The organism is Dongia rigui (assembly GCF_034044635.1).
GTDB classification, from domain to species: Bacteria; Pseudomonadota; Alphaproteobacteria; order Dongiales; family Dongiaceae; genus Dongia; species Dongia rigui.
Genome location: NZ_JAXCLX010000002.1, coordinates 356,362 through 377,563, shown reverse-complemented (window position 1 = coordinate 377,563; position 21,202 = coordinate 356,362). Strand labels below are relative to the sequence as shown.

Sequence of the window (21,202 nt, the reverse complement as noted above, 5' to 3'; positions counted from 1 at the left end):
GTGCGTGAAAAGACTGGCTCTCTGCTTGGCGCTCCTGCTTCCCCTGGCGGGCTGTTTCGGTTCCGGTGAACCGACGGCAGCACCACAACCGGTAGAAGCCGCCGTGCCGGCAGCGGCACCCGCGCCAGAACCCGTCGCCGAGCCGGCGCCGCCCGCCCCGGCACCCGCCCAGAAGACCATTGCGATGACGCCCGCGAAGCCCGCCGATTGGGGGGCGCTCTTCATCGCCGGCGACCATTCGATCAAGGCGTTCGACAACGCCACGCGCCGCTTCTATGCGATCATCGAAAGGAAGCCCGGCATCACGCTGCGCCGCCTCACCTCGGATCTTGCCATCGCGCCGTCGCATGAGGATGTCGCCGATGTCGATACGATCGATTCCGCCCTCAGCTATGTCACCAAGAACGAACGTGAAAAATGCCTGGTCTTCATGACCTCGCACGGCACCAAGGACGGCTTCTACCTCGCCCAGGCCAATGGCACCGGCGGCCTGTTGCCCCCGCGCGTGCTCGATCAGTGGCTGGGCAATCATTGCGGGGCGCGGCCGACCGTCGTCATCGTCTCGGCCTGCTACAGCGGCATCTTCCTCCAAGACGGGATGGAACGGCCCAACCGCATCATCCTCACCGCCGCGCGCGCCGACCGCCCCTCCTTCGGCTGCGGTGCGGGCGAGGTCTATACCTATTACGACAAATGCCTGCTCGATTCCTGGACCTGGGTCTATACCTGGGCCGAGCTCTACGACCGCACCAAGGCCTGCGTCGCCGAGAAGGAAGCGGCGCTTGGCGCGCAGCCCTCTGAACCGCAGGCCTATTTCGGCGCCGAGGTCGCGGGTCTCGAAATGCCGTGAAAGCTCACGCCCGCTCGATGCGGCACTGGAAGCAGTTGTTGTAGGCGGAGCGGGCGTGGACATAGGCGATGTCGTCACGCGCCAGAATCTTCACCGCCGCCTCGTTGAGCTCGGCCGGCGGCACCAGCGTGCCGGTGCCATAGACGATGCGGTCGTGGGCGTTATAGCCCTTCAGCAGGAACAACTTGCGCACGGCAAAGACCGGCGGCAAATCGGCCACTTCCGGATAACGCGGACAGGCATCGGCGTGGAGAAAGATGGGGCCGGTTTCGGCATAAGGCTGCGGCGCCGGGAACGGTCGGTAGTTGAGGATGAGATAGGCGTCGCCCGCCGCCACATCCTGCTGGCAGTGCCGGCAGGGAATGCCGTCGCCGTCCGAGATATGGCGTTCGGGGGCCTGGCCATTGGCATCGGGCGCCCCCGATTGCAGGGCACGCACGATTGCGGTCGGCAGTGACACGAATTTGATGCTGGCGGTCTTCATAATGGAACTCCCGATGGCAAGGTTTCCTGGATTATCCTCGGGGGTGGGATGCCCCCGCTATCCGGCGCTTGCGGTGCCGACAGCAAGATCGATCAAACGGAAAGGCCGGCGCCTTGGCATAAGGGCTACAGGCCAAAATGAGAGTTGATGATGAAGCCGGTCGACAGGGCCCTCTGGTATATCGAAAGCCATTTCCGCGACGACATCTCGCTCGAGGATATCGCGCGGCATGGCGGCGTCTCGCGCTTCCACCTGTCGCGCGCCTTCGCAGCGGCAACGGATCATTCGGTGATCGGCTATGTGCGCGGCAGGCGGCTGACGGAAGCGGGGCGACGCCTGGCGCAAGGGGCGCCCGATATCCTCGATGTCGCCTTGGAAGCCGGCTACAACTCGCATGAGGCCTTCACGCGCGCGTTTCGCGACCTCTTCGGTGTGACGCCGGAACAGGTGCGGGCGCGCGGTTCCCTCGATGCCCTCTTAAGCGTGGAGCCCATCCGCATGGACGAGATCAGGACCATCACCCTCAACGCACCGCGTTTCGAGGCGAAGCCGGCCCGCCTCTTCGCCGGCCTCAACGACAAATTCAGCAGCAAGAACCCGGCCGGCATCCCGGCCTTGTGGCAGCGCTTCAACACCTATTGGGAGGCGATCCCGCATATGGTGCCGGGGGCGGCCTATGGCATCTGCCATACCTATGACGACACCGGCAATTTCGACTACATCGCCGGTGTCGAGGTGACCGAGTTCTCCGATCTCCCGGCCGAGCTCTTTCGCCTGCGCGTGCCGGCACAGCGTTATGCCGTGTTCAGTCACGATGGCCATGTCTCCGACATCCGCAGCGTCTGCCATACCATCTGGAACAAGTGGCTGCCCGACTCCGGCTTCCAGGTCGCCGACACCCCGGCACAGGAACGCTATCATGCGCGCTTCGATCCACAGACGGGTCATGGCGGCTTTGAAATCTGGTTGCCGATCAAGGGGTGAGAGAGATGGCGTTCGACTTCAGTCCCGCAGACCCGGCGGCGCATGGTTTCAGCGGCAGCTTCGTCGCCAAGCTCGACAAGGCGATTGCCGACGGCACCCTTCCCAACCTCCATGGCCTCGTCATCCTGGCGGATGGCAAGCTGGTGCTCGAGCGTTATGTTGCTGGTGTCGATGAAAGCTGGGGCCGGCCGCTGGGCAAGGTCGACTTCACCGCCGACACGATCCACGACCTGCGCTCGGTCAGCAAATCCATCGTCGCCCTGCTCTATGGCATCGCGTTGAAACTGGGCCAGGTGCCGGCCGCCGACGCATCGCTGATCGCTCAGTTTCCCGACTATCCCGATCTCGCACAAGATCCGCAGCTCGCCAAGCGCAAGATCTTCCACGTCCTCACCATGACCCTGGGCCAGGAATGGAACGAAGACCTTCCCTATACCGATCCCAGGAACAGCGAGATCGCGATGGAGATGGCGCCCGACCGCTACCGCTTCATTCTGGAGCGCCCGGTCCTCGCCGAACCCGGCACCGGCTGGACCTATAGCGGCGGCGCCTCGGCGCTGCTCGGCCGGTTCATCGAGAAAGGCAGCGGCCTCTCGCTCGTCGACTTTGCTCGACAGCATCTCTTCGTCCCGCTCGGCATCGATGCGGTGGAGTGGATCGCCGGTGCGGACGGCACCTATTCCGCCGCCTCCGGCCTGCGCTTGCGGCCGCGCGATCTCGCCAAGATCGGCCACTGCGTCATTAAAGGCGGCATGTGGGACGGCGGCGAAGTCATTCCTGCAGATTGGCTCGCGGAAGCCTTCACCCAGCGCATCATCTGCTTCGACGATATCGGCTACGGCTATCAATGGTACTTGCGCGCCTCCACCGACGGCAACGGCCCGCGCCGCTTCGCCATGGGGAATGGCGGCCAGCGCCTGATCCTCATTCCGGAGCGCAAGCTTGCCATCGCCATCCTCTGCGGGCAGTACAATCACCCCGACCAATGGAAGACGCCGGCGGCGATCATGCTGGAACATGTCCTGCCGGGCCTGACCAGGGGCTGATCCACCCTTTCCTGCCTCTGCCCTGTTGGCGAATCGCCCATCATGCGATAGTGGTGCGACGCGCCGGATGCAGGGGTGACTTTTGATCTCGCTTCGCCAGCTTTCCATGCATTTCAAGGTTCATGTGAAAGAGGCTGGATTCGTCGGCAGCCTGCATTCGCTGTTTCGTCGCCAATACCGTCGCGTCGTCGCCGTCGACGACATCAGCTTCGACATTCCAACCGGCGAGATCGTCGGCTTCCTGGGACCGAACGGCGCCGGCAAGACCACGACGCTGAAGATGATGTCCGGCCTGCTGCACCCGACATCGGGGACGGTCACGGTGGACGGCCACACGCCGCATCGGCGCGACGCCGCGTTCCTGCACAGCATCACGCTGGTCATGGGGCAGAAGCAGCAATTGCTGTGGGATTTGCCGGCCAGCGATTCCTTCCTCGTCAACCAGGCCTATTACGACATTCCCGACGCCAACTATCGGAAGCGCCTCGGTGAATTGGTCGAGTTGCTGGCGTTGCAGCGGGTCATCGACAAGCCCATGCGCACCCTGTCGCTGGGCGAGCGGATGAAATGCGAACTGGCAGCGGCATTGCTGCACCAGCCCAAGATATTGTTCCTCGACGAGCCGACCATCGGCCTCGACATCACCATGCAGCAGAATGTGCGCGACTTCATCCGCGATTATAACCGCCTCCATAACGCGACCGTGGTCCTCACCTCGCATTACATGGGCGACATCGCGGCACTCGTCTCGCGCGTCATCGTCATTGACAACGGCGAGCTCGCCTTCGACGGCACCTTGCGCGAGCTCACCCAGCGCGTTGCCGACCGCAAGATCCTGAAGCTGCATTTCGGGACCCTTGTCGGCCGCACCGCCCTCGAACGCTTCGGCATCGTCGAGCGGCTCGACGGCCACGCGGCGACCCTGCGCGTCGAACGCGGTTCGGTGCCGCAGATCGCCGGCGCGATCCTTGCCGAATTCCCGGTCGAGGACATCGCCATCGAAGACATCCCCATCGAGGATGTCGTCAGTTCCCTCTTTGCCGGCAACCCGCCGGCCGGGGCGGCACGATGAGAAGCCGGCCACTCCATATCATCGGCCGATCGTTGGCCACCTCCTATGCCAGCCATGTCCAGTACCGCGCCGAATTCCTGCTTTACATGCTGGCGGGCGCCGTGCCGATCATCGTCATGTTCGCCTGGCGGTCCCTGGCCGATGCCGGGCAGATCGGCGATGTCAGCGGCACCTGGTTCGCCGCCTATTTCTTCGTCATCTTTGCCACGCGCCAGCTGAGCCCGATTTGGCTCATCCGCGAGATGGACCGCCAGGTACGGCTGGGCCAGCTCTCGCAGCATCTGCTGCGCCCGGCGCCGCTTTATTGGCATCTGGTCGGTCATCATCTTGCCGACAATGCGATCCGCCTCCCCATCATCCTCGGGGTGGTGCCGCTGGGCCTGTGGCTCTTCGATGCCTGGCCCGTCATCGAGGCGAACCGGCTGCCGCTCTTCATGCTGTCGCTGCTGCTCGGCGTGCTGGTTCACTTCCATACCGAGATGGCAATCGGCCTCACCGCCTTCTGGACCGACCAATCCTGGGCGTTCGAGGATTTCTACACCGCCGCCCTCTATCTCCTCACCGGCTTCACGGTGCCGCTGGCCCTGTTTCCCCCATCGGCCCAGGCCGTCATCGCCTGGGTTCCCTGGCGCTACATGTTCGGCGCGCCGGCCGAAATCCTGGTCGGCTTGCATCGGGGCACCGACCTCTATTGGCTGCTGGGCGGGCAAGTCGCCTGGGCAAGCCTCTCGGGCGCTTGCGCCTGGGCGCTGTGGCGGCGGGGCCTGCGCCGTTTCACCGGGGCCGGCGCATGACGCGGACCCGCCGACTCCTCGCCCGGTTCCTCGCCAACTCCATTCAGTTGGATCTCGAATACCGCACGGGGTTCCTGATCAATATGATCAATACCCTGCTGAGCCTCGGTGCCGGCGCAGCCGTGCTGCTCGCTTTGCTGCGGCACGGCGGCACGATCGGCGGCTGGGACACCCATGCGATCATCGTCCTCCTCGGCGTCTTCACCTGTGCCGACGCCATGGTGGGCCTGGTCATCCGCCCCAGCCTGCGCAAGGTCGCGGAATTTATCGAACTCGGCAACATGGACTACATGCTGCTGAAGCCGGTCAACCTGCAGGTCAACATGTCGTTCCGCGCCTGGAACTTCTGGCAGCTCCCCAATTTCGGCATCGGCCTCGCGCTGATTCTGGGCGGCATGTCTGGCGCCGGCACCCTTACGCCAACGCATGTGGCGATGGCGCTCCTCGGCCTTACCGCCGGCATCACCATCCTCTATGCGCTTTGGGCGACGGTGACCGTGATGGCGTTCTGGTTCGTGCGCATCAATAACGCGCAGATGATTCTCTATGCGCTGATGGGCGTCGCGCGCTATCCGGCAACGGTCTATCCGAGGGGATTGCGCCTCTTCTTCACCTTCGTGCTGCCGGTCGCCTTCATCACCAATGTCCCGGCCGCCGCCGCCGTCGCCAAGGTCGGCTGGACGACGATCGGCCTCAGCTGGCTGGTTGCCGCTGCGAGCCTGCTGCTGTCGATGACGATCTGGCGCCGCGCCGTGCGGCATTACACCAGTGCCAGCAGCTAGGTATTTCGGCTGGCCTGTAAGAACGCCCTCACCCCACAAGGTCGGGGGAGAAGCTGGGGGCAATTTAACCCGTCATGCTCGGCACAGGCCGACCATCCACGAGTTTGCGGGCGACCTGAAGAAAGCAACTCGTGGATCCCCGCCTGCGCGGGGATGACGAGGAACGTAGATCGTCATAGTGGCCATCGGCACGCGCCGATATTCCGCAGCCCTAGCCGATGCCGAGTTTGCTCCTTAAACCGAACGCGTCATCCCCGGGCGAAGACCCGGGGATCCACGGGGGCAGTCGATAGAGTGGATGCCCGGATCAAGTCCGGGCATGACGGTCGGGGGCCATTCCCCTCACTCGCACTTGCTGTAGCCGCAGGAGGTGCACATGTCGCAGCCTTCCTGGCGGATGAGCGAGGGGGAATTGCATTTGGGGCAATGGGCGAGCTTGCGCCCGCCGACACGCGGGCCAAATCCCAGCGCACAAGAGGAAAACCCCAGCCGTCATCGTGCTCAAGCAGTTGCTACCGGGGCCAATGGCCTGACCCAGCTCGAGACCTTCAATGAGCCTGCATCTGTTCTTCCAACCCTTCAGGATCAGGCCACGTTGCAATCAAAGTCTCCGCTATCTCGTGCAGGATCGACAACGTCGACCCATTGTAGCGCATACCTGCCTGCAGACGCGGATCAGCCAGCATTTGAAAAGCCAGCCGGTCCCAAGCCGATACGTCAATGGAGGAGGTGTCACTGGAAAACAGAGAGTGGCGTACCACACCTTTATCAACTTTTCCCTGGAAGCCAACGATCCCGGCGATCATGCTAACCAAGCAATGCTTGATGACCGCTCCAGGCATATTGGCATTGATTCCGATGAACGATGATTTCAGTTGCCAGGGCTTACTAAAGTCGCCGCCCATCAAGCATGTCGATCGCGAGTCGAACTGACTTACAAAGTACTTCAAGCCGGCGGTATTGCCCGACATACGGCGCGTCAGAATCGCCAGATCCGATTGGGAGAAGCCATCGGTCGCATCGAACACGATAATGCTAACGTTGGCTTGATCGGACTCGGCGGCATTCAATTCGATATTGAAGCCGGAGCTTCGAAGTGCGGCTACGACCGCTTTGGCGTATATGTCGGCGCCCTTCGGCAGAAGTTCTGGATGCAGCAGACTGATCGATATCTCATGCGGCCATTTTACGATCGGATAGTCAGATGTCGCCGCAGTTCGCGGATCCACGCGAAAGTAGCTTTGAACAAAGTGCTGGACCAACGTATTGGAAAGCTCCGTAACGCCTTTGTCGGCGAATGCCTGAGTGGAAAGGGCGAATGCGGCAACAGGCAGAAGAGCAACCCGCACGATCATTCTGATCGAGGCGCACCAGAACTTCAGAACGCGCAGGGCCATTCCCCTCACCCGCACTTGCTGTAGCCGCAGGAGGTGCACATGTCGCAGCCTTCCTGGCGGATGAGCGAGGGGGAGTTGCATTTGGGGCAATGGGCGAGCTTGCGGCCACCCGCATCGCCGTTGCCCTGGCCGTCGGCGAGGTTGGCGACCTTGCGCGCCACCATGTGCTCGAGATCCTCGCGGTCCTGGCGCGGGTCGGGCATGAAGCCGATGGCGATGAGGTGGCGCTCGATCACTTCGCCGATGGCCGCCAGCAGTGAGGGCACATAGCGGCCGCTGACCCAGGAGCCGCCGCGCGGGTCGAACACGGCCTTCAGTTCCTCCACCACGAAGGAGATATCGCCGCCACGGCGGAAGACGGCCGAAATCATGCGGGTCAAGCCCACCGTCCAGGCGTAATGCTCCATGTTCTTCGAATTGATGAAGACCTCGAAGGGGCGGCGGCGCCCGTCCTGGATGACGTCGTTGATGGTGATGTAGATGGCGTGGTCGCTTTCCGGCCAGCGCACCTTATAGGTGGCACCGGGTAGCGCCTCCGGCCGGTCGAGCGGCTGGGTCATGTAGACGACGCCGCCCGCCTCATAGACATCCTGGGGCTTCGGCGCATCGAGGCGCACGGCCTCGGATTGCGGCGTCACCTTCTGGGTCATCAGCGGCAGTTCGGCCTGGGGCTTGGGCGTTTCCTTCTTCACCTCGAGGACGGAACCCGTCACGTCATTGGGCCGGTAGGTGGTGCAGCCCTTGCAGCCCATGTCATAGGCTTCGGTATAGACGCTCTTGAATTCCTCGAACGACAGATCGACCGGGCAGTTGATGGTCTTGGAGATCGAGCTGTCGATATGCTTCTGCACCGTCGCCTGCATCACGACATGGTCGTGGGGCGAGAGGGACTGGGCGTCGACGAAGTAATCCGGCAGCGGCGCATCCTCGCCTTTCAGGCGGCGGAACAGCCGATACGCATAATCCGTCACTTCTTCTGCCTGGCGGGTGCCGTCCGGCATCAGGACATGGCGGGTGTATTTGAAACTGAAGACCGGTTCCAACCCGGAGGAGACGTTATCGGCAAAGAGCGAGATCGTGCCGGTGGGGGCGATGGAGGTGAGGAGCGCGTTGCGGATGCCATGCTTGGCGATGGCCGCCTGCACATCCGCATCCAGGGTCTTCACCGTTTCGGAGGCGAGGAACTGGTGCTTGTCGAAGAGCGGGAAGGCCCCCTTCTCGGCCGCGAGTTCGGTCGAGGCGAGATAGGCCGAGCGGGAGATGGCGCGGAGCCATTCGTCGGTGAGCTTGATCGCCTTGGGTCCGCCATAGCGCGCCTCGCACATGATGAGCGCGTCGGCGAGGCCGGTGACGCCGAGGCCGATGCGGCGCTTGGCCTTGGCTTCGGCCTTTTGTGCCTCCAGCGGGAAGTTCGAGACGTCGATGGTGTTGTCCATCATCCGCACCGACATCCTGACCAATCGGTCAAGTGCTGCAAGATCGAGCGTCGCCTCCGCCGTGAAAGGCTTGGCGACCAACGTCGTCAGATTGACCGAACCCAGCAGGCAGGCGCCATAGGGCGGCAGGGGCTGCTCGCCGCAGGGGTTGGTGGCACTGATCGTTTCACAATAGTGCAGGTTGTTCTTCTGATTGATGCGGTCGATGAAGATGACGCCCGGCTCGGCATAGGCGTAGGTCGCCCGCATGATCCGGTCCCAAAGCTCGCGCGCCTGAACGACGCGGTAGGTGGTGCCGCCGAACTTCAACTCCCACGGCTCATCGGCCTTCACCGCCGCCATGAAGGCATCGGAAACGAGGACCGAGAGGTTGAACATGCGCAGGCGCCCCGCGGTCTGCTTGGCGTCGATAAATGCTTCAATATCAGGGTGATCGCAGCGCAAAGTTGCCATCATGGCACCGCGCCGGTGACCGGCCGACATGATGGTCCGGCACATCGCGTCCCAGACATCCATGAAGGTGAGCGGGCCGGAGGCGTCCGCCCCCACGCCTTTGACCGGCGCGCCCTTGGGCCGCAGGGTCGAGAAGTCGTAACCGATGCCGCCGCCCTGCTGCATGGTGAGCGCGGCTTCCCGGAGATGGGCGAAGATCCCGCCCATATCGTCCGGAATCGTTCCCATGACGAAGCAGTTGAAGAGGGTGACGGTGCGCTTGGCCCCCGCCCCGGCCAGGATCCGGCCAGCGGGCAGGAACTTGAAATCGGCCAAGGCTTCGGCGAATTCGCCCGCCCATTTGGCGCGGCTCTCCGGCGCCTCGGCCTCGGCCAGGGCATCGGCGACACGGCGCCAGCTATCCTCGATGGTCTTATCCACGGGCACGCCGTCCAGCGCCTTCAGCCGATATTTCATGTCCCATATCTGTTGGGAAATCGCGGCTACCTGCGCCATTTCGGTCATTCCTTCGTGGTCAAAAATCAGGGCTTCAGTTAACCACTTTCGGCGGCCGAACGTCAATGATGTTCCGGCTTTATTCCACCACATCTTTCACTTTAAGAATGCGGATTTTATTACATATAATCAAATATATAGATCGCTGATATTTATGCACAACTTGAAGTCATCCACATTTCGCAGGGCCTGTGGACAACCTTATCCACGTTCCCCCCGCTATCCCCTCATTTGGGGCCTTGGCCCAGCGCGTCCAGGAACCCCAGAACCGCTGCCGGCATGCCGTGCTGCATGAGGTCGGTATGGCCTGCGTCTTTTGGGAAAAAGCCTTGCTTGGGCTCCTTCGCCGCCTCGAAAACCATATGGCCGAAGTAGGCCGGGGTCGTGCGGTCGAGATCGCCATGGATGACCAGCAGCGGCTTGCCGACCCGCCCGATCTTGGCGAGCGTGTCGAACTTGTCCCGGACCAGGAAGTCGAAGGCGAGGTAGCGGTAACGCTGCCGGGCCGAGCGCAGGATGGAGGCGAAAGGCGCCTCCAGAATCAGCGCCCGCGCCGCCCGCTCGGTCGCCATCTGTGTCGCCACGGCCGAACCCAGCGACTCTCCAAAGAGGATGAGCTGATCCGGCTTAACGCCTTGGTCTTGCAAAAAATCCAGCGCCGCCCGGGCATCGGTATATAGACCTGCCTCGGTCGGTTGGCCCGGGTTGCCGCCATAGCCGCGATAACCGACCAGGAGAATGCCATAGCCTTCGGCCGCATAGGGAATGATGCGTGCCACCCGGTCGCCGTGATGTCCGGCATTGCCGTGAAAATAGGCGATGGCGCGACCGTCATCGCGGCGGGCGGGCAGATACCAGGAGACGATGTCGAGACCATCGGCGTTCCGGTTGGTGACCGGATTGAGTCCGCTCGGGGCCGGATAATCGGCCAGCACCGCGAGGGTCGGGTTGGGTTTGAAGACGATCTTGCGCTGCTTCGTGTACAGCATGAACAGGGCGGCAAGGTAAGCCACAGCCGCGGCGATCACGACACCCAAAAGCATTCTCAAAACCCCCGCGAGCCAGATCGGCACAGTGAATCATCTTTCGCAGCGTTACGCGGCAACAAACTGGAATTCAAGCAAAGTTACGGAAACACATCCTGGCGGTGCCTCACGGCAACCGGCGCAGGCGGAAATAGGTCGTGAAGCGGTCGACGGCGCCCAAGCCATCGGTCCGGCACCAGGTCTTGTTCCCCGACAGGCCGTGGTCCTGATACTCATACTCAACTGCCTTGGCCGCCTCGATCCGGGTGCGGCGGTCGTCTTCCCGCCCGACCCGCAGCCGCGCCAACTGGTCGCCCCGTAGCAGGGCAAAGCCGTTATGGACCGGCATGTCGACCAGGCCGCAATACTCGGCGACACCGTAATCATAATAGGTGCGCATCAAATCCGGATACCGGCTGGCGGGCAGTTCATCGGCAGCACCGTCCCCGGGCAGCAGCAGGGCGGCGGCCAGCGCAATCGGTATGGCCTTGGTCATCGTCACAGCGTCGCCCTCCCCTTGCGGCAGCCCCCCTTGCGGCAGATTGAACATTGCCAGCCCGATTGTCTTGCGTCATCAAAGGGTCATGATCGATCGACCCATCACCGCCCTGGAAACGGCCCGTTTCGGGCGCATCAACCGGCGGCTCTTCGGCTTCTACGCGGCGTCGAGCCTGGCGGCCTTCTTCCTTCTGCCGCTGGCCGTCCACCTGGGCGGCCCGGTCTGGGCCTGGGCCTTGCTGCCGCTTGCCCTCATTGCCAATGGCTATTGGGCGACCTTGCACGAGGCGATCCATGGTCAACTCTTCGCAGGCGCCGAGGTCAATCGGCGCGGCGGTCGGGTGCTTGCCATCCTGTGGGGATCGTCGTTCCGGCTGCTCCGCTTCGGGCATCTGATGCATCACCGCTTCAACCGCCACAAACTTGACCGTCCGGACAGTTATGATCCGAAGCGCACCGGCGCCGGCATCGCACGGCTGCGCTTCTTCGCGGAGATCTTCTGCGGGCTCTATATCATCGAGGTGCTGACACCGCTCCTCTATCTGCTGCCGCGGTCCGTGGTCGGGCGCATCGTCCGCAGTCTTTACAGCGGGGACGAGACGCCCATGCCGCGCCTCCGGTCGCTGGCCGAACAAGCCTTGGCCGGCCCCAAGGGGATCGCCGAAATCCGGCAGGACGCGTTGCTGTCGGCAGCGCTCATCGCCCTCGCCCTTCTGGCCTGGGGTCCCTATTGGCCGGCCTTCGCGGCCTTCCTGCTGGGGCGCGGTTTCCTCGTCTCATTCCTCGACAATGTCTACCACTTCCACACGCCCCTCGATGAGGTCGATTACGCCTATAACCTTTCCCTCCCGCGCCCGCTGCAGGCGCTGTTCCTCAACATGAACATGCACCGCGTCCACCACCGCAGGATGCATCTGCCCTGGTGGCAGCTGCCGCGGCAATTCACGCTGGAACGTGAGCATTTCGATGCATCGCTCATGCGCGGCGCCCTGCGACAGCTGACGGGACCGGCCCCTGTGGCGACACCGCCACAGCGCTGATTGCGACGCGGAAGTTCTTAACCCGCCGCAACAAGAAATGGCGGAAAGCGTATTACCAGTCTTGCATTTCCATTTACCGCAGCCCATTCTGACTGCGGCTATTCGGCATGACCCCGCTCATCCTCGATTGGCGGTCATGGTGGAGTGCCTATCTCTAGTCCTGATTTTAAGAGCGCACTCATGACTGACCAATACCAGTCCTCCGGCGGTAGCGAGCTTAGGGGGAAGATTAAGTGGTTCAACCCGGAGAAGGGCTTCGGCTTCGTGACGCCGTCTGATGGCTCTTCTGATGTGTTCCTGCATATCTCCGCGCTGAAAGATGCCGGCCTGCAGGATGCGCCCGAAGGTTCGACAATCACCTGCGAGGTAGGCCAGGGCCGCAAGGGGATCCAGGTCCTCCGCGTCATCAATCTGGATACGTCGACCGCGGCGCCCTCGCGCCCAGCCAATAGCGGCGGCGCGCGCCGTCCGTTCGGTGGTGGCGGTGGCGGCGGCGGTGGCCGTCGCGATTTTGGCGGCGACCGTGGCGGTTATGGCGGCGATCGGGGTGACCGCGGCGGCGGTTATGGCCGTGGCCGTCATCACGACGACTGAGCTAGCCGTTTCCGGACCCAGCGCTTGAGCGCGGCGACCTCAAGCTGGGGTCGCCGTCAAAGCCATGCCCACGCCGCGCGGATGCGGAAGGTGGGCATTTTTGTTTGTCCACACCTGGCTCCTCATGGCGATGGCTCCGGCACCGATTGTGGTGCCGACGCGTTCGCGCGATGCGACGCGCGGCCCCGCGCCCAAGCGATCGCCGGCCGTTCGATATAGGTGAAGCTGAGCGTGGCCAGCACCAGCACGATCGGCAGCGTGAGCCCCAAGATCATCAGCGCAGCAACGATGGCCGGCTGGTCCCCCACCAGCGGAATGACCAGATAATAGGTCACCGCCATCATCACCGGTACGTGCAGGACATAGACGCCGTAGGAGACGCGCCCGAGGAAGCGCGCGGCGGGCCAGGCCACCACCCGGCCGGCGACCCGCGACAACCCGATCCGGTCATGGGTGGCCGCCAGGAAATAGGTCGTGAACCAGATCAGGATCGGCAGCTTGTTGGGCGCGAACGACCAGCCGGCCACCGTCGCCAGCCCCAGAACAACCGCCAGCACCCATGGCTTGGCCGCGCGCGCCCGGTGCCACAACAGCGCCGAGGCGATGCCCACCACAAAGAGCGGCAGGCGCAGCGGCAGGAAGGACGGCACGCCGGCCACCCAATATTGCGCCGTCACCCATTGCAGCCCGATCGTCGCCAGCAGGATGAGACCAGCAATCACCACCCCGCGCGGCGTATTGAACGAAATGAGCGCTATCAGAAACGGCGCGATCAAATAGAACTGCCATTCCAGCGAAATGCTCCAGAGCGGGCCGGAGAACATCAGCGCCGCCTGCGGCAGCACCGTGTCGGGCACCACGCCGTGCAGCATGGTGAGATGGAGCGCGATATGCGCGAACAGGCCGTTCTCGGCATTCTCCATGCGCGCCAGGAACGCCACCTGTTCCTGCGCCAGCCAGGGCGACGATCCAAAGACCGGCGCATAGAGATGCATGGTCAATGCGCCGAGGACGAGCGCCACCAGGAACAGCGGGTAAAGCCGCATGAAGCGCCGGAAGATATAGCGGCCGTAAGGCTCCGCTTCATTGACGCGCATCAGCGCGATGACGAAGCCCGAGAGGATGACGAAGACTTCGACGGCCTGGTCGCCGCGCGACAGATAAGATGCGTGGATGTCGGTGATGCGCAGCGCGTGGCCACACAGCACCCACATTGCCGCGATACCGCGCAGGACTTCAAAGTGCGGAACATGCTTGACCATCGGCTACCCCTTTTTGTCGATGATCAGGCCAGTGCAGCAGCGTCGGCGACAGCGACAATCCCGTCTCCTTTCGCTTACATTTCAGTGGTAATTCCCCCCGAGCGATGACGGCCCTTACCCCTTGGGGTAGGAAATGCCCGTCACTTCGAGCTCCAGATTACCCACCGGGCGTTTCCAGACGACCGTGTCGCCGACCTTAGCATCCTTCAGCGCCTGGGCAATGGGCGAGACCCAGGAAAGCTTGTCGGCATTGGGGTCAGCCTCGTCCTCGCCGACGATCTGGAAATGCCGCTTCACGTCATTCTCGTCGACGGTCTCCACCACCGCGCCGAAATCGACGGCGTCCTGCGGCTGGGCCTCGAAATCGACCACGACCGCACGCACCAGACGTTCCTGGACGTAACGCAGATCGCGTTCGACGACCAGCAGCTGCTCCTTGTCCAGGAGATGCGCGTCGGCCAGCAGCTTGCCGCGCTGCTCTTCCAACGCCGCCTCCTGCTCCCGCAGCAGTTCCAGGCCATGGGGCGTCACCAGATTGGGGTGCGGGCTTTGCGGCCGCTCCGGCAGTTCCGTTGCCTGATCATCATTTTCTTTCACGAACGCCCGACTCATGGCCCACTCATCTGATAAATGCACATTCATATAAAGCTAGGCCGCTGACGCGCATCGTCAAGGTCAAATGACTAACCCATTGGCCGGCCGGCCGTTGCCGACCCATCAACGGCCGGCTTCTCGGGGAATCCGCCCGCCAGATATGGACCGCGGCCAAGGACCCCCTTATAACGGGCGGCATCATTTGCACCAGCAACACAAGTGACTGCGCTTACAATGCAAAGCTTCGACGTCGTCATCATCGGTGGTGGGGTGGTCGGTTCCTCGGCGGCCTACTTCCTCAGCACGCAGCCCGATTTCAACGGCACCATCGCCGTCATCGAAAAGGACCCGACCTATGCCGAGGCGGCAACGCCCCGTTCGGCCGGCGGCGTCCGCCTCCAGTTCTCGACCGCTGAAAACGTGCTGATGGGCGCCTTCGGGGCCAGCTTCATCAAATCGGCCGACGAGCATCTCAAGGTCGGCAACGAAACCTCCGGCGTCGAGTTCCGCGAGAACGGCTATCTGTTCCTGGCGACCGGGGCCGGCCTCAAGACCCTCCTCAACAACCAGCGCCTGCAGCACGAATTAGGCGCCGCCACCGAACTCCTCAATCCGCGCGAACTCCAAGACAGCTTTCCCTGGCTCAACACGACGGATCTCGCCGGCGGCAGCTTCGGCCCGGTCAACGAAGGCTGGACCGACCCCTACAGCCTGCTCCAGGCCTTCAAGCGCAAGGCCCGTTCGCAGGGCGTGACCTATCTCAACAACACGGTGACGAATCTCACCCGCGAGGGCAGCCGCATCACGGCCGTCACGCTGGCCAGCGGCGAGACCATCGCCTGCGGCTGTGCCATCAACACCGCCGGTTGCCAGGGGCGCAATATCGCGGCCCTTGCCGGGATCGACCTGCCGGTGCATTCCAGGAAGCGGTTCATCTACGTCTTCGATTGCCGAGACGAGCTGGAAAAGGTGCCGCTGGTCATCGATCCCAGCGGCGTCTGGTTCCGTCCCGAGGGCGCACAGTTCATCTGCGGTGTCTCGCCGGAAGAACATGACGATCCTGAAAGCTTCGATTTCGAACTCGACTATCGCCTGTTCGAAGAGCTGATCTGGCCGACGCTGGCCCACCGCGTCCCCTCCTTCGAGGCGATCAAGCTGGTGCGCGCCTGGGCTGGTCATTACGACTACAACGTCTTCGACCAGAACGTGATCGTGGGCAGGGCGCCTGGCTATGACAATTTCCTCCTCGCCAACGGTTTCTCGGGCCATGGCCTGCAGCAATCGCCGGCGATCGGCCGGGCCTTGAGCGAACTGGTGACCTTCGGGCAGTATCGAAGCCTCGATCTCAGGCGCTTCGGCTACGACCGCCTGTTGACCGGTGCCGCCTTGCGCGAGCAGAACGTCGTTTAAGACCAGGGAGGCCCACCGCATGCACGGCACCGCGCTCATCTCCATCATCTGCGAGGACAATCCCGGCCTCATTGCCGAGGTCACGGGGCGGCTGTTCGATCTGGGCCTCAATCTGGGCGATACCACCTTTGCCGTCCTGGGCGGCGGCGCCGAATTCACCTTGGTGGCGAAGCTGCCCAAGGGGACGTCGCTCTCCGATGTTGAAAAGGAATTGCGAACCCTATCGCTCTTGAAGGACGCCAAGCTCACGGTCAGCAATTTCCAGTACCGCGAGAGTCACAGCGAACAGGCCCATATCACGCACCGGATCGAGATTACCGGCGACGACAGCCCCGGGCTGATCGCCCGCCTCTCGGAAGCCTTGCCCAAATTCGGTGCCAACATCGTGCGCCTCAATTCGGAATCGGTCCCCTCGGAATCCGGCGCCCGCTTCCTGCTGCGCATGGCGCTGGCGGTGCCGGCCGCCAAGGCCGCGACCTGCATGGCGACCATCGCCAACACTGCCTCGCAGCTCAATCTCAAATGCCATTGGCAGCAGGTCGGTTGACGCCTCGCGCATGAACGACGGTCCGGCGCGCCAGGTTGACACGATTGTGGTCGGCATCGTGTTGGTGCCGGATTTCGCCCTTGCCTCCTTTTCCATGATCATCGAGCCGCTGCGTATCGCCAACCGGCTGTCCGGGCACAAGCTTTACGACTGGACGCTGCTCTCGGATACCGGCGGCGCCATCGGCTCCAGCGCCGGCATCGAGCTGCAGACCCACCCCATTGCCGAGATGCGCGACCGCACCTTCGATCTGTCGCTGGTCTGCGCCGGCTTCAATGCCCAGCGTTATCGCGCGGCAAGCGTCCTCAACTGGCTGCGGCGGCACCGTCGCTTAGGGCACAATGTCGGTGCCGTCTCGACCGGCACCTTCGTGCTGGCCCGCGCCGGGTTGCTGGATGGCCGGCGCTGTACCGTGCATTGGGATTTCCGCTCGGCCCTGGCCGAAGCCTATCCCGATCTCGATCTGGTCGATGAACTCTACGTCATCGACCGCGGCATCTTCACATCGGCAGGCTCGATCGCAGCACTCGATCTGATGCTGCGCCTCATTGCCGACCAGCAGGGCGCGGCACTTGCCAAGGCCGTCAGCGAGCAATTCGTCCACAGCGGCTTGCGCGCTGCCGCCGAACACCAGCGCAGCGACCTCGCCTACCGCCTGGGCACGGCAAAGCCGATCATCGTCGAAGCCGTCAGGCGCATGGAGGAATCGCTCAATCGTCCCGTCTCGCCCGCCGTCATCGCGCGCGACCTTGGCATCTCGCAGCGCCAGCTCGAACGCCAGTTCCAGGCACAGTTCGGCCGCACACCGGTCGCCTATCACCGCGACCTGCGCCTCGACCAGGCGCGGCGCATGCTGACGCAGTCGACCTTGTCGGTGACCATCATCGCCATCGTCTGCGGCTTCGGCTCGCCCTCGCATTTCGCGCAACTCTATCGCCAGCGCTTCGGCAAGCTGCCGACCAAGGACCGTACGTAAGAACCCCTACAGCCGCGGGCATTAAGTCCAAATTTACATCCCGACGATAGCATGGTCGGTGATCGGAATTTGGTCTTGTCCGCAGATGAGTCATAGGAAACGCATCCGTCTCATTGCCCTCATTGCTGCCGCCTATGCACTGGGCGGCAGCCTGTGGATCGTCGCATCCGACCGCCTGCTCGCCAATCTCCAAAACGATTCATTCGGCAGTTCGTTCGGGACGCTTAAGGGTCTCGCCTTCGTCGGCGTGACGACGGCCTTGCTGGCCATCGCCCTGCGCTTCATGCCTGGCAATTCGGAGAAAGACGCAGCCCCCCTGGCACCGCGTTCCTTATGGCCATCGCTCGTCGCCATTGCCGCCCTCGCGGTGGCGGTGGGTCTGGTGGCCTTTACCACCTACCGCCTGCAGATCGACAGCAACAAGCGCGATACCCTGCAGAACCTGCAAGCTGTCGCGCGCCTCAAGGTCACCGGGCTGTCGCAATGGCTCGCCGATCGGCGCTCCGATGCTGAATCGACCGGGCACGATCGCCTGTTGCAGGAGGCCATCCACCAATGGCGACGTTCCGGCACCGAAGCCGATCGCGCCGTAACCCTTCAGGCGCTGCGTGACGTCAAGCTGTCGCATGGCTTTGCCCGGGTCAACCTGATGACCGGCAACGGCGACCTGCTTCTGAATACCAACCCCAACGAACAGCTGCCACTCGATCTGCCCGAGATCGCGCGCGCTGCCAATGCCAGGCACCAGACGATCTTTGTCGACCTCTACCGCGACAAGGCCGATGGGGCCGTGCATTTCGGATTTGCCGTGCCCATTGCGACGCTGGATGGCGCGGATGCCCGGGGACGCGATGTCATTCTTTTCGATCTCCATGCCGCTGATTTCATCGATCCATTTCTCAGCGGCTGGCCTCTGCCGGGCAAGCGGGGCCAGCTCGTCTTGGCACGACGCGAGAATGACAATGTGCTGGTGCTGAACTCGCTGCAGGACAGGCCGGACAGTGCGCTGCGCTTGATTATCCCAATGGCCCATCGTGACGCGCCGGTCGTCCAGTATCTCACGCGGGGCGAACACCAGACCGAGGGCGTCGATTATCGCGGGATACCGGTCCTGGCGGCGATGCTGTCGGTTCCGCGCACCGAATGGATTCTGGCCGCCAAGATCGACGTCGATGCCGCCCTCGCCGGCGTAGAGCGGCGGACCATCGTCGTCAGCATCTCGACATTGGCTGGACTCATCGCCCTTATCGCCACCATTGCCTATCTTTGGCAGAGCCGGCGCTTGCAGGCGGCTCTGCTCGTCGCCTCGGCCCGGCAGGCCACCGAAATCGCCGAGGAAAGATTTCGCGCAACTTTCGAACAGGCACCGGTCGGCATCGCGCATCTGGCTTTCGATGGACGCATTCTGCGGGCGAACGCCGAGTACTGCCGCATCAAAGGGCAGCCATTGCCGGCCCTTCAGGAAGTCGGCGTGATCGAGTTGAGTGCGCCCGAAGACCGGGCGCGCGACCTTGAATTGCTCACAAGTTTCAGGAAAGGCGAGATCGCGACCTATCAAGGTGAGCACCGCGGCTACCGGGACGACGGCACCGAGGTCTGGTTCACCGTTTCCATTTCGCTGGTACGCGACAAAGCCGGACAACCCGACTACCTCATCGACGTCATCACGGATATCACCGAGCGCAAAAGATCTGAAAAATCCCTCAAACGGGCCAGTACGGTCTTTCAGAATACGCAGGAAGGGATCGTGGTCACGGATGCCGGCGGTGACATTCTTTCCGTCAATCCCGCCTTCCAAGCGATCACCGGCTACAGCGAAGCCGAGCTGATCGGCAAGAACATGCGCGTCCTGCAGTCTGGCCAGCACGACCGCGACTTCTATCGCGACATGTGGCAGCGCATTGCCACCGAAGGCTCCTGGCAGGGCGAGATCTGGAACCGACGCAAGGGCGGGGCGCCCTACCCCGAGTTCCTGACCATATCCACCATCAAGGACGAAACCGGGCAGCCGATGGGATATGTCGGCACCTTCATCGACATAACCGGCATCAAGGAAACGGAATCGCGCCTGGTTCACCTTGCCCATCATGATGCGCTGACCGGCCTGCCCAATCGTCTCCTGGTTATGTCGCGGTTGGAATTCGCGATCCAGGTCTCCAAGCGCAAGAAGACCTCTGGCGCCGTCATGTTCCTGGATCTTGATCGCTTCAAGAACGTCAATGACAGTCTCGGCCATCCCGCCGGGGACGAATTGCTGCTGGCCGTCACCAAACGATTGGGCGCCCGGCTCCGGGCCAGCGATACCTTGGCAAGGCTCGGGGGCGACGAATTTCTAATCCTGCTGCAGGACGTCAAGAACCCCAGTGCCGTCGCTTCACTGGCCGACGCGATACTGCTTCAGTTCGAAGAGCCCTTCACCCTTACCGGCGGGCACGAAGTCTATATCGGGACCAGCATCGGCATCAGCCTGTTCCCCGAAGACGGCGACCAGGCGGACGAAATCGTCAAGAATGCCGACGCGGCGCTCTATCGCGCCAAGGAGGAAGGACGCGGGATCTACCGCTTCTATACTGCCGCACTAACCGACAAAGCCAATGAACGCCTCAGCATGGAACGCCGCCTGCGGCGGGCGCTCGAGCGCGACGAGTTCCTTCTTCACTACCAGCCGCTCATCCGCATTGCCGATCGGCGCATTGTCGGGTTCGAAGCCTTGGCGCGGTGGCAGGAACCTGGCAACGGCCTCATCCCGCCCGGCAGCTTCATCCCCTTGGCCGAAGAAACCGGCATCATCCTGCCCTTGGGCGAACGGGTGCTGCGGATGGCCTGCCGACAGATGAAAAGCTGGCTCGACGCCGGCCACGACATCGCCACCATGGCGGTCAACCTGTCACCGCGCCAGTTTCACTTGCCCGATATTGACGAGATCGTCAGCGGAATTTTGACTGAAACCGGGCTGCCAGCGCAGTATCTGGAACTGGAATTGACCGAAAGCGCGCTGATCGAACAGGGCATCGGCGCGGAAATGCGGCTCGCCGCCTTGCGCAAGCTCGGGGTGCGGGTTGCGATCGACGATTTCGGGACGGGCTACTCGTCGCTCTCTTATCTGAAGCGCTTCCCCATCAACAAGCTGAAGGTGGATCAGAGCTTCGTTCGCGACATCCCCAGCGACCCAGCCGACATGGAGATCACCTCGGCCATCATCGGCCTGGCGCGCAACCTGCGCCTCGATTGCATCGCTGAAGGCGTCGAAACGGAGGCGCAGCTCGACTTCCTGCGCCAACAGGACTGCGACTTCGCCCAGGGCTATCTATTCTCGAAGCCCGTGCCGGCAGCGGATGCGGAAAGTCTTCTGGGGCACGGTATCGAGATGCACGCGCCGATGGCCCGTTCATCATTCTGACGCGCATCGGTCGCGACAGCGTCTCGCGATTGGCATCGGCGCGTCACGCATTGTCCTTACCTT

General features: G+C 62.9%; 19 protein-coding genes. 12 read left to right on the top strand and 7 right to left on the bottom strand.

Features of this window, described 5'->3' with window-relative positions:
- Window positions 1-4 precede the first annotated feature (4 nt).
- A complete protein-coding gene (locus SMD31_RS13245; protein ID WP_320501374.1) occupies window positions 5-850 on the top strand; it encodes a C13 family peptidase in 846 nt (281 codons plus the stop codon).
- Between the two features lie 4 nt (window positions 851-854).
- Here SMD31_RS13245 and SMD31_RS13240 read toward each other — a convergent pair whose 3' ends face one another.
- Window positions 855-1,334, bottom strand: a complete 480-nt coding sequence (locus SMD31_RS13240; protein WP_320501373.1) for a DUF1203 domain-containing protein — start codon at window positions 1,332-1,334, stop codon at window positions 855-857.
- A gap of 147 nt (window positions 1,335-1,481) precedes the next feature.
- On the opposite strand from SMD31_RS13240, the gene SMD31_RS13235 reads away from it, so the two are divergent.
- The 5 genes from SMD31_RS13235 to SMD31_RS13215 all read left to right on the top strand — a co-directional run bounded on the left by SMD31_RS13235 (window position 1,482) and on the right by SMD31_RS13215 (window position 6,012).
- The gene (locus tag SMD31_RS13235; RefSeq protein WP_320501372.1) at window positions 1,482-2,318 is read left to right on the top strand and encodes an AraC family transcriptional regulator; all 837 of its coding nucleotides are present in this window, start codon (window positions 1,482-1,484) and stop codon (window positions 2,316-2,318) included.
- A 5-nt stretch (window positions 2,319-2,323) separates the two neighbouring features.
- Window positions 2,324-3,364, top strand: a complete 1,041-nt coding sequence (locus tag SMD31_RS13230) for a serine hydrolase domain-containing protein (protein ID WP_320501371.1) — start codon at window positions 2,324-2,326, stop codon at window positions 3,362-3,364.
- 82 nt (window positions 3,365-3,446) lie between these two features.
- Window positions 3,447-4,436 carry an ABC transporter ATP-binding protein gene (locus SMD31_RS13225; protein ID WP_320501370.1) on the top strand — a complete coding sequence of 330 codons (990 nt, stop codon included), beginning with the start codon at window positions 3,447-3,449 and terminating at the stop codon, window positions 4,434-4,436.
- Window positions 4,433-5,230, top strand: a complete 798-nt coding sequence (locus tag SMD31_RS13220; RefSeq protein ID WP_320501369.1) for an ABC transporter permease — start codon at window positions 4,433-4,435, stop codon at window positions 5,228-5,230. The genes SMD31_RS13225 and SMD31_RS13220 overlap by 4 nt, the downstream gene beginning before the upstream one ends.
- Window positions 5,227-6,012 (top strand): ABC transporter permease, encoded by a 786-nt coding sequence (locus tag SMD31_RS13215; protein ID WP_320501368.1) that lies wholly within the window; start codon window positions 5,227-5,229, stop codon window positions 6,010-6,012. Before SMD31_RS13220 ends, SMD31_RS13215 begins: the two co-directional genes overlap by 4 nt.
- 548 nt (window positions 6,013-6,560) lie before the next feature.
- On the opposite strand, the gene SMD31_RS13210 is transcribed toward SMD31_RS13215, so the two are convergent.
- The 4 genes from SMD31_RS13210 to SMD31_RS13195 all read right to left on the bottom strand — a co-directional run bounded on the left by SMD31_RS13210 (window position 6,561) and on the right by SMD31_RS13195 (window position 11,320).
- Entirely contained in the window at window positions 6,561-7,409 is an 849-nt protein-coding gene (locus SMD31_RS13210) for a DUF2927 domain-containing protein (RefSeq protein ID WP_320501367.1), read from the bottom strand.
- Between the two features lie 5 nt (window positions 7,410-7,414).
- Window positions 7,415-9,793 carry an adenosylcobalamin-dependent ribonucleoside-diphosphate reductase gene (locus tag SMD31_RS13205; RefSeq protein WP_320501366.1) on the bottom strand — a complete coding sequence of 793 codons (2,379 nt, stop codon included), beginning with the start codon at window positions 9,791-9,793 and terminating at the stop codon, window positions 7,415-7,417.
- Window positions 9,794-10,020: 227 nt separating this feature from the next.
- Window positions 10,021-10,836 carry an alpha/beta hydrolase gene (locus tag SMD31_RS13200; protein WP_320501365.1) on the bottom strand — a complete coding sequence of 272 codons (816 nt, stop codon included), beginning with the start codon at window positions 10,834-10,836 and terminating at the stop codon, window positions 10,021-10,023.
- A 109-nt stretch (window positions 10,837-10,945) separates the two neighbouring features.
- The gene (locus tag SMD31_RS13195; protein WP_320501364.1) at window positions 10,946-11,320 is read right to left on the bottom strand and encodes a hypothetical protein; all 375 of its coding nucleotides are present in this window, start codon (window positions 11,318-11,320) and stop codon (window positions 10,946-10,948) included.
- 82 nt (window positions 11,321-11,402) lie between these two features.
- Here SMD31_RS13195 and SMD31_RS13190 point away from each other — a divergent pair, with 82 nt between their 5' ends.
- Window positions 11,403-12,356, top strand: a complete 954-nt coding sequence (locus tag SMD31_RS13190; protein WP_320501363.1) for a fatty acid desaturase family protein — start codon at window positions 11,403-11,405, stop codon at window positions 12,354-12,356.
- Window positions 12,357-12,536: 180 nt separating this feature from the next.
- On the top strand, window positions 12,537-12,950 hold the full coding sequence (locus SMD31_RS13185; RefSeq protein ID WP_320501362.1) for a cold-shock protein: 414 nt from the start codon (window positions 12,537-12,539) through the stop codon (window positions 12,948-12,950).
- A 122-nt stretch (window positions 12,951-13,072) separates the two neighbouring features.
- Here the strand turns inward: SMD31_RS13185 and SMD31_RS13180 are convergent, their stop codons facing one another.
- Together SMD31_RS13180 and SMD31_RS13175 are read right to left on the bottom strand one after the other, a co-directional pair.
- Complete coding sequence (locus tag SMD31_RS13180) at window positions 13,073-14,212, bottom strand: acyltransferase family protein (RefSeq protein WP_320501361.1); 1,140 nt, start codon at window positions 14,210-14,212, stop codon at window positions 13,073-13,075.
- 114 nt (window positions 14,213-14,326) lie between these two features.
- On the bottom strand, window positions 14,327-14,824 hold the full coding sequence (locus SMD31_RS13175) for a GreA/GreB family elongation factor (protein WP_320501360.1): 498 nt from the start codon (window positions 14,822-14,824) through the stop codon (window positions 14,327-14,329).
- 201 nt (window positions 14,825-15,025) lie between these two features.
- Here SMD31_RS13175 and SMD31_RS13170 point away from each other — a divergent pair, with 201 nt between their 5' ends.
- From SMD31_RS13170 to SMD31_RS13155, 4 genes are all read left to right on the top strand, one after another.
- Window positions 15,026-16,216, top strand: a complete 1,191-nt coding sequence (locus SMD31_RS13170) for an NAD(P)/FAD-dependent oxidoreductase (RefSeq protein WP_320501359.1) — start codon at window positions 15,026-15,028, stop codon at window positions 16,214-16,216.
- 19 nt (window positions 16,217-16,235) lie between these two features.
- On the top strand, window positions 16,236-16,763 hold the full coding sequence (locus tag SMD31_RS13165) for a glycine cleavage system protein R (RefSeq protein ID WP_320501358.1): 528 nt from the start codon (window positions 16,236-16,238) through the stop codon (window positions 16,761-16,763).
- A gap of 10 nt (window positions 16,764-16,773) precedes the next feature.
- Window positions 16,774-17,739 (top strand): GlxA family transcriptional regulator, encoded by a 966-nt coding sequence (locus SMD31_RS13160; protein WP_320501357.1) that lies wholly within the window; start codon window positions 16,774-16,776, stop codon window positions 17,737-17,739.
- 85 nt (window positions 17,740-17,824) lie between these two features.
- Window positions 17,825-21,139 carry a bifunctional diguanylate cyclase/phosphodiesterase gene (locus SMD31_RS13155; RefSeq protein ID WP_320501356.1) on the top strand — a complete coding sequence of 1,105 codons (3,315 nt, stop codon included), beginning with the start codon at window positions 17,825-17,827 and terminating at the stop codon, window positions 21,137-21,139.
- Window positions 21,140-21,202: the final 63 nt, after the last annotated feature.

What these genes read in the sequence shown, in the direction of transcription:
- SMD31_RS13240 (WP_320501373.1), bottom strand. Translation starts at nt 1,334, where the DNA reads ATGAAGACCGCCAGCATCAAATTCGTGTCACTGCCGACCGCAATCGTG.
- SMD31_RS13235 (WP_320501372.1), top strand. Translation starts at nt 1,482, where the DNA reads ATGATGAAGCCGGTCGACAGGGCCCTCTGGTATATCGAAAGCCATTTC.
- SMD31_RS13230 (WP_320501371.1), top strand. Translation starts at nt 2,324, where the DNA reads ATGGCGTTCGACTTCAGTCCCGCAGACCCGGCGGCGCATGGTTTCAGC.
- SMD31_RS13220 (WP_320501369.1), top strand. Translation starts at nt 4,433, where the DNA reads ATGAGAAGCCGGCCACTCCATATCATCGGCCGATCGTTGGCCACCTCC.
- SMD31_RS13215 (WP_320501368.1), top strand. Translation starts at nt 5,227, where the DNA reads ATGACGCGGACCCGCCGACTCCTCGCCCGGTTCCTCGCCAACTCCATT.
- SMD31_RS13210 (WP_320501367.1), bottom strand. Translation starts at nt 7,409, where the DNA reads ATGGCCCTGCGCGTTCTGAAGTTCTGGTGCGCCTCGATCAGAATGATC.
- SMD31_RS13205 (WP_320501366.1), bottom strand. Translation starts at nt 9,793, where the DNA reads ATGGCGCAGGTAGCCGCGATTTCCCAACAGATATGGGACATGAAATAT.
- SMD31_RS13200 (WP_320501365.1), bottom strand. Translation starts at nt 10,836, where the DNA reads ATGCTTTTGGGTGTCGTGATCGCCGCGGCTGTGGCTTACCTTGCCGCC.
- SMD31_RS13190 (WP_320501363.1), top strand. Translation starts at nt 11,403, where the DNA reads ATGATCGATCGACCCATCACCGCCCTGGAAACGGCCCGTTTCGGGCGC.
- SMD31_RS13185 (WP_320501362.1), top strand. Translation starts at nt 12,537, where the DNA reads ATGACTGACCAATACCAGTCCTCCGGCGGTAGCGAGCTTAGGGGGAAG.
- SMD31_RS13180 (WP_320501361.1), bottom strand. Translation starts at nt 14,212, where the DNA reads ATGGTCAAGCATGTTCCGCACTTTGAAGTCCTGCGCGGTATCGCGGCA.
- SMD31_RS13175 (WP_320501360.1), bottom strand. Translation starts at nt 14,824, where the DNA reads ATGAGTCGGGCGTTCGTGAAAGAAAATGATGATCAGGCAACGGAACTG.
- SMD31_RS13165 (WP_320501358.1), top strand. Translation starts at nt 16,236, where the DNA reads ATGCACGGCACCGCGCTCATCTCCATCATCTGCGAGGACAATCCCGGC.
- SMD31_RS13160 (WP_320501357.1), top strand. Translation starts at nt 16,774, where the DNA reads ATGAACGACGGTCCGGCGCGCCAGGTTGACACGATTGTGGTCGGCATC.
- SMD31_RS13155 (WP_320501356.1), top strand. Translation starts at nt 17,825, where the DNA reads ATGAGTCATAGGAAACGCATCCGTCTCATTGCCCTCATTGCTGCCGCC.